Source organism: Parapedobacter sp. SGR-10 (assembly GCF_011030405.1).
In the GTDB taxonomy this organism is placed as follows: domain Bacteria; phylum Bacteroidota; class Bacteroidia; order Sphingobacteriales; family Sphingobacteriaceae; genus Sphingobacterium.
In genome coordinates this window covers 1-1,671 of record NZ_JAAJTJ010000061.1, presented here as the reverse complement: position 1 = coordinate 1,671, position 1,671 = coordinate 1, and the positions used below count along the sequence as shown (strand labels likewise).

Below are 1,671 nucleotides of genomic sequence, written 5' to 3'. Positions count from 1 at the left end.
ACCTCTTGTACTAAAATATTTCTGATAAAAAAGCGCCCATAAAGGTTATCAGGACCTTTCTCAGTGTCTGTTGCGAACCTAATCCTCGTTAAGTTACTCGCACCTGTTATGAAAAACTCATAAGTCCTCCATTCAGAATGATTCTCCACTTCAAGTTCGGAAACACTAAGTTGTCCTGCTCCAGCATTCCTCGAAACTCTAATTATCTTAGAAGATCCTTCCCAGATAGCGAGATCAACCGACACTCTTACTTTTCTAGTCTGACCTGAAGGGATAGTCCAAATTTGACGAGTAATAAGACCATCAGATTTAACGCCATCACCAACTTGGAGGTATCCGGGTCTTTCCAATATCTGACCCCCACCAAGTCCTCTTGCACCTTCCTGTGTCAAGATTCCTCTCAATATCCTGTAGGTGACCGCCATACCTCCACTTGCTATAAAACTATATGAACCTGGAGTAAGATAGTCCACAGTAGTGACAGGTATATCTTCATCTATAACATACCCCCCTTCTCCTAACTTGAACCCTCCCATAATGCCAGCTTGCCTATTTACATAGTCTCCTCCCCATACCATTTTGTCAAATTTTTCATCATAATAAATTTCGCCCACTGGCAACGCATCTTTGGCTACAATCTGAGCAGATAATGAATACGTATAGCCATTTGAAATAGATATAGCGAATTCCACTGCTCCCTCATTTGAAGGTATTCCAGTAAGTGGTATCGATAATTTACCTTGTTCACTTCCGATTGTTAATTCCATATCTTCAATTGGTGTAATTCCAGCGGCTCCCTCACCTGACACTGCAACAGAAACAACAATCTTCTCATCTACCGTCCCTCTCGTATAAGGGATCGAAATCAGGTTAGTTTCATCCATAGCTTGGTCTGCTTTTAATATTCCCTCTATACCTGCGTCTCCCAATAGCACAAAACCATCTTCTTGAATAACTGAAATCTCAATGTCTGACTGCCCCTCTATTGCTATAGTTACCGTTGCCTCTCTACTGGAACCTGAATTTCGAGTTGCTTGGATTCTTACTTTTTCTGGAGACCCATCGGTTAGCGTCCCTTCGGTCAAGCTTAAACTCAACCATGATTCATCAGATAACGACACCGACCAAGGTCCATTTGCTCTAACAGTAAACTCTTGTTCAGAGCCTGCATAAGGAAACTCGATAACATCCACATCTACGCCTACTCGAGGGGAGAATTCCTCAGTGGTATTTTTCTTACAAGAAGCAAGGAGAACCATAAAGCCAAGGAATATTCCGCTATTAACAAAGTTTTTAATACTTTTACCTAACATCTTATTTGTTTTTAAGCTATATTTCCATTTTTAAACCTGTCAACGTGGACTTCCAGTCTAATTTTGTTTGATCTGTTGAAACTGATTAATAATGTGATCTACAAGAATTACGGTAGCATCTTTTTGAACAATATTTGACCCGATCCACGCCTCATATCCACCCAACTCATGCTGTTCAGGCGTCGGTAAGTAACGTTCTGCCCCATTAGCCAACTCCATAATAAAGGTGGTTGGGAACGGGCTTTTTTGTTTGATTTCTAAACCCGTTTCTGCAAAGACCTCAAATGGTAATGCTCCAATTCCCAAATCCCCTATACCAAATGTTTGAACAATTACTGACTTAACATCTGGTTCTTTA

The 1,671-nt window shown here is 40.8% G+C and carries 2 protein-coding genes; both read right to left on the bottom strand.

Annotated elements, in window-relative coordinates; all coding sequences use genetic code 11:
* A partial coding sequence (locus G5B00_RS17845; RefSeq protein ID WP_163878825.1) for a BACON domain-containing protein occupies positions 1-1,313 on the bottom strand: 1,313 nt, incomplete at its 3' end.
* A gap of 57 nt (positions 1,314-1,370) precedes the next feature.
* A partial coding sequence (locus G5B00_RS17840) for a hypothetical protein (protein ID WP_205966474.1) occupies positions 1,371-1,671 on the bottom strand: 301 nt, incomplete at its 5' end.